At 65.5% G+C, this 5122-nt stretch carries 5 protein-coding genes; all 5 read right to left on the bottom strand.

The features are described from left to right. Positions 1 to 177: 177 nt before the first annotated feature. Positions 178 to 969, bottom strand: a complete 792-nt coding sequence (locus A6A05_RS04710) for a hypothetical protein (protein ID WP_156520903.1) — start codon at positions 967 to 969, stop codon at positions 178 to 180. Positions 970 to 1013: 44 nt separating this feature from the next. Continuing rightward, positions 1014 to 2711: a sensor domain-containing diguanylate cyclase gene (locus A6A05_RS04705; protein WP_068497965.1), complete on the bottom strand. Its 1698-nt coding sequence runs from the start codon at positions 2709 to 2711 to the stop codon at positions 1014 to 1016. 91 nt (positions 2712 to 2802) lie between these two features. Next, entirely contained in the window at positions 2803 to 3525 is a 723-nt protein-coding gene (locus tag A6A05_RS04700) for a response regulator (protein WP_068497963.1), read from the bottom strand. A gap of 91 nt (positions 3526 to 3616) precedes the next feature. After that, complete coding sequence (locus tag A6A05_RS21695; protein ID WP_245644194.1) at positions 3617 to 4024, bottom strand: ArsR/SmtB family transcription factor; 408 nt, start codon at positions 4022 to 4024, stop codon at positions 3617 to 3619. Between the two features lie 204 nt (positions 4025 to 4228). Then, positions 4229 to 4852, bottom strand: a complete 624-nt coding sequence (locus A6A05_RS20675) for a formylglycine-generating enzyme family protein (RefSeq protein ID WP_281193239.1) — start codon at positions 4850 to 4852, stop codon at positions 4229 to 4231. Positions 4853 to 5122: the final 270 nt, after the last annotated feature.

Raw genomic sequence — 5122 nt, 5'->3', positions numbered from 1 at the left:
TCTATGGTCTGTTTCAACAACGACCACTTTGGCGCATTGCGACGCCGGTGAGCAGGGGCCGTCCACCCCATCATTGCGGGCGCGGCCAAGCGGCCGGATGGCCGCGCCCGGCGAGGGACAGCCAAAAAATTAGACCATCGTGCCTCATATCTGAGGCTCGATGGTCTAAGGGCTTCCTTATTTCTTCTTGGTCAGCTTGTTCAGCCGCTCGGTGCGCTTGGCCTTGGGCTCGCTGTCGGCCTCGGTGTCGGCCGGCGGGGTCTGGTTGACGAACGGGTTGACGCCCTGCAGCACCATCCACACCTGGGCGAAGAAGGCGCTGGCGACGCCGATGCCGGCGAACGAGATCATCAGCCGGACCGCATCGACCGCCACGCCGGGCAGACCTTCGGTCGGCAGGGTGACCGCCGCCTCGTCCCACAGCATGTTCATCACCAGGAAGGGCAGGCCGCACAGGACATAGCCCAGGCCCACCCCCAGGCCGCCGGCCAGCACCATCAATTGGAGGCGGTTGCCGCCGGCCTCGCCCTTCTTGGACAGGGCGACATGGGGCAGCACCAGGAAGAAGCAGCCGATCAGCAGTTGGAAGATCTGCACGCCGGCCACCGCCAGCATCGGGCCGTCCTTGATGCCGTCCAGCAGCAGTTCCAGGAACGGCCGGGGGAAGCTTTCGAACATCAAGGCGACCTGATAGATCACCGCCACCAGCAGCGCACGGAGGCCGAAGCCGAAACGGACCGGCTGTTCATCCAGGGCGACCTGACGCATCCAGGCGGTGGCGAAGGCGCCGATGGCCAGGGCCTGCAGGGCGAAGCCGATCGACGGGCCGGGAGCCGGAGTCGCCGCAGCCAGGCGCGCCACGATGGCCACCGCCAGCCAGGGGGCGACGCAGCGCAGGAACGGGCCGGGCCGCTCCATCGGTAATTGGAAGGCGCGGGCAGCTTGGGGGGTGAAGCGAGTCAGGCTCATGGGTGCCTCGGGTGCCAAAGGGGCGACACCATAGCGCGAAACCGTCAGCCGGTCACCAGCCCCGGCGTATGAAACTGCCATCCGCCGCGGCCGGCGCGCTTGGCGCGGTACATCGCCTCGTCGGCGGCGGCGACCAGGGTATCGGGGGCGATTCCGTCGTGCGGATAAAGGGCGATGCCGATGCTGGTGCCGGCCTGCACGCGGTCGCCGTCGATTTCGAAGGGTTCGGCCAGCGACGCCACCAGTTTGGTGGCGATGCGGCCGGCATCGTCGGGCCCCTGTACGCCGGGAACGATGATGGCGAATTCGTCGCCGCCCAGGCGGGCCACCAGATCCGAGGTCCGCACCGCGCCCTCGATACGGGCGGCGGCGCGTTTCAGCACCTTGTCGCCGGCGGCGTGGCCCAGCGTGTCGTTGACCTGCTTGAAGCCGTCGAGGTCGAGATAGAGCAGCGCGAACGAGCAGCCATCTTCCTTGGCCAGTCGGACCTGATTGGCCAATCGGGCCTCGAACTGGGCTCGGTTCAGAAGGTCGGTCAGGGCGTCATGCTCGGCCCGCCACCGCACCCTGGCCTCGCGCCGCTTGCGGTCGGTGATGTCCAGGAAGGTGGCGACATAGCCCTCGACGCGGCCGTCGGGGGTCTTCAGGACCGAAATGGACAGCGATTCCGGGAAGACCTCGCCGGCCTTGGTCTTGTTCCACACCTCGCCGTGCCATTCGCCGGCCTGCAAAAGCTCGCTCCACAGGGCGCGGTAGAACGCCTCATCGTGGCGGCCGGACGACAGGACCGACGGGTTCTTGCCGATGACGTCGGCGGCCTCGAAGCCGGTGAAGCGGGTGAAGGACGGGTTGACGGCGATGATGCGGTTGTGGTCGTCCGAGACCATCACCCCTTCCGAGATGTGGTCGAACACCGTCTTGGCCTGGCGCAGCACCCGTTCGTGATCGCGCCTGGCCGCTTCTCGCTGCTCGATGCTGGCGCGGAACACCTGGGTCGCGCGGATCAGGTCGCCGATTTCGTCCCCGCGGTCGGTCTCCTGCTCGGGCACCTCCAGCCCCTGGGCCAGGCGGCGCATCGTGCGGGTCACCTGGGCCAGCGGCCGGGTGACCGACTTGCCGATCATCCAGGCCAGCAGCACGCCGATCAGGCCGATCAGGCCGGTGTTGCTGCCCCAATGCAAGATGGTGTCGCGCCAGACCTGATCGAGATCATCGACATAGATCCCCGAGCCGATGATCCAGCCCCACGGTTCGAAGCGTTGGACATAGGACAGCTTGGGGCGCGGCTCGGTGCTGCCGGGGCGGGGCCAGAGATACGTGACGAAGGCCCCCTCGCCCGAGGCGGTGCGCTCGACGAATTCCTGGAACAGCTGGCGGCCGCTGGGATCGCGGGTCTGGCTGACATCACGGCCGATCCATTCGCCCGACGGGTGCCAGACGATGACCGGGATCAGGTCGTTGATCCACAGATAGTCGTTCTTGCGCCACGACATCGAGGCGATCGCTTCGACCCCTCGGGTGCGGGCCTCGGCATGGCTGATGGCCCCGACGCGGGCCTGGTCATCCAGATAATGCAGATGGCCCAGCGCCGCCTCGACCAGGATGCGGGCCTGGCTCTGGCGCTCCACCTGGATGCGTTGGTGCACGGCCTGGACGCCGCCGATGGCGATCACCGCCACCGCCGCCAACATGACGACCAGGATAAGATAGAGCCTAAGCCCGATTGGTGTGTTGCGTAGCATCCCCGACCTCGCGGCTGGGTCTAGCATACCCCTTCCTGCCGCGGATACCCAACCGAAGGTATCGCAGGGCGAGGAAATTTTGAGTCCCGGGTTACTTGTTCAGTTCGAAATAGCCCTGGACCAGCATGATCTGCTTGATCAAATCCTCGGCCGAGATCGGCTTGGTCAGGACCTTCGAGGCGCCGACCTGGCGGGTCAGTTCGTGGGCCTGCTCGTTCTTGTCGCCGGTCAGGATCAGCACCGGCTTCTTGCAATTGACGTTGGCCTTGTCCGAGCGCAGTTCCTGCAGGAACTGGCCGCCATCCATCTTGTCCATGTGCAGGTCGCACAAGATGACGTCGGGGAAGATCTCGCCCGAGCGCAGCATCTCCAAAGCCTCGATGCCGTTCCTGGCCTCGGTGATCTGGGCCGGGTTGGCCTTGGTCAACAGCTTCTTGATGATGTTGCGCATCACCTCTTGGTCGTCGATGATCATGACGTGCAAGCCGGCGGTGCCGATCTGGATGGACAGGGCGGCGCCGTCCTTGAACTTCTCGACCTGCTTGTTGACCTCCTTGGGCAGCGGAATCTTGTGCAGGCGGCAATGATTGCCCAGGGCCTGGCCGACATCCTCGCGCGAGAAGGCGTAGCGGGTCTCGACGCCGCCGCGCACCGCCGGGAAGGTGACGGTCAAGGCGACATCCTGGGCCGGGTCGAACGACAGCGCCAGCGGCGGCGTGTCGGGCATCGGCTTTCCGTTGGTTTCGCCATAGCGGCGCATCGCATCCAGAAAGTCTGCGCGCGGAAAAACGATGACGCGGCGTTCCATGATCATGATTGGTATTCACCCGGTTCAAAACCCGACGATGTCATACCTTGTACGCCTGTGTATTTCCAGTGGCGGCGTGCGACGCGAAGAAATGATTTCAAAGAGCCACCGCCTGGCGCAGCCCGCGCAACAGCGCCCGCGTCTGGTTTTCGGCCAGCGAGTAGTAGATGCGGGTGGCGTCGCGGCGGGTGGTGACCAGTCCGGCGACGCGCAGTCGGGCCAGATGCTGCGACAGCGCCGATGGTTGCAGGCCGACCAGGTCGCGCAGCTCGCCGACACTGCGTTCGCCGTTGGCCAGCTCGGACAGGATGGCCAGGCGTACCGGGTTGGCCATGCCCTGCAGCACCAGGACGGCCCGGTTGAATTCCGACTGGCCGGGCAAGGGCGACCGTGTGCCGCGCGACAGGTTTTGCGGCAGAACGCCGCGGGCCTGCAACTCGCCAAGAATCGTCTGGGCCTCGGTGGGCGACAGTGCCAGGCCGGTGTCGGCGGCGCGATCGCACACCTCGTCGGCGGTCAGCGCACCGTCGGGCCGGAAAAGATCAGCGAGGCGATGGCCAGGCGGTGGGCGGTTGGGCACAGGCCGGCCCGGCGCAGGGCGGAAATGGCGGTTTGCATGCTGTTGGCGGTCATCGGGTCCTCCGGGCTGCGATATGCGAACGAAAATCACTCGCAACAAAAGCGCAAGCGGAAATTCCGATCCCGCGGTTCAGCGGCGTGGGGCGGGCGGTTCGCAGACCAGGCGGATGCCGATATTATAGCTGCCCAGGCGGCCATCGTTCTTGGCCCGCGCGTCCCAGCGGGCGTTGGCCGAGTAATAGTACCACGAGCCCCCCTTGATCACCCGCTGGGGGCAGGCGGCAAGGTCCTGTTCGATCGGCCCGGAACGGTTGGCCGACCAGCAATCCTGGACCCATTCCCAGACATTGCCGTTCATGTCGACCAGGCCCCAGGGATTGGCCGGGAAGCTGCCCGCCGGTAGCGACCCGTAGATCGGGGCCGGGCCGCAATCGCGGCAATTGGCCAGGTTGGCGCGGGGGTCGTCACCCCACCAGAACGCCGTGTCGGTTCCGGCCCGGGCGGCGGCTTCCCATTCGCGTTCCGATGGCAGGCGGCATGTCAGTCCGGACCGCGCCGACACCCACCGGGCGTAGCCCTGGGCGTCCTCCCAACTGACATTGATGACCGGGCGTTGTCCCTTCCCCCACCCATGGTCATCCGACACCGGGCGGCAGTTCCCCTTTTGAGAGCATTTTGCCCATTCATCAAAGGATATCTCGCTATGACTTACGTATAGGGCGGGCTGCTCGGGTGAAGCCCCGATGGGGATCATGATCATGCGCGGGCATTCTGCGCACAGCACTACATTTTGTGGCGCTTCGGCAATAGCCCCCCAACCAGTCAGGTTCATGGCGCCAAAAATCGTCAAGATTCGAAGAATTCGCACAGCCGATACCGTCGTCTTCAGGTCCTGGTTATTGGAACAATACCATGTTTGTGGCAGAATACCGTGCCTCCCTGTGTCGGCGAATTGGGGGGCATAACAGCGGGGTTGGACGCTTTGCCCAAAGATGGAAAGACAGCGGCGGACGGTGCGCCAGCG

Origin of the sequence: Magnetospirillum moscoviense (genome assembly GCF_001650635.1) — a bacterium.
Lineage (GTDB): Bacteria > Pseudomonadota > Alphaproteobacteria > Rhodospirillales > Magnetospirillaceae > Magnetospirillum > Magnetospirillum moscoviense.
This window is presented reverse-complemented; position numbering and strand designations above follow the sequence as displayed.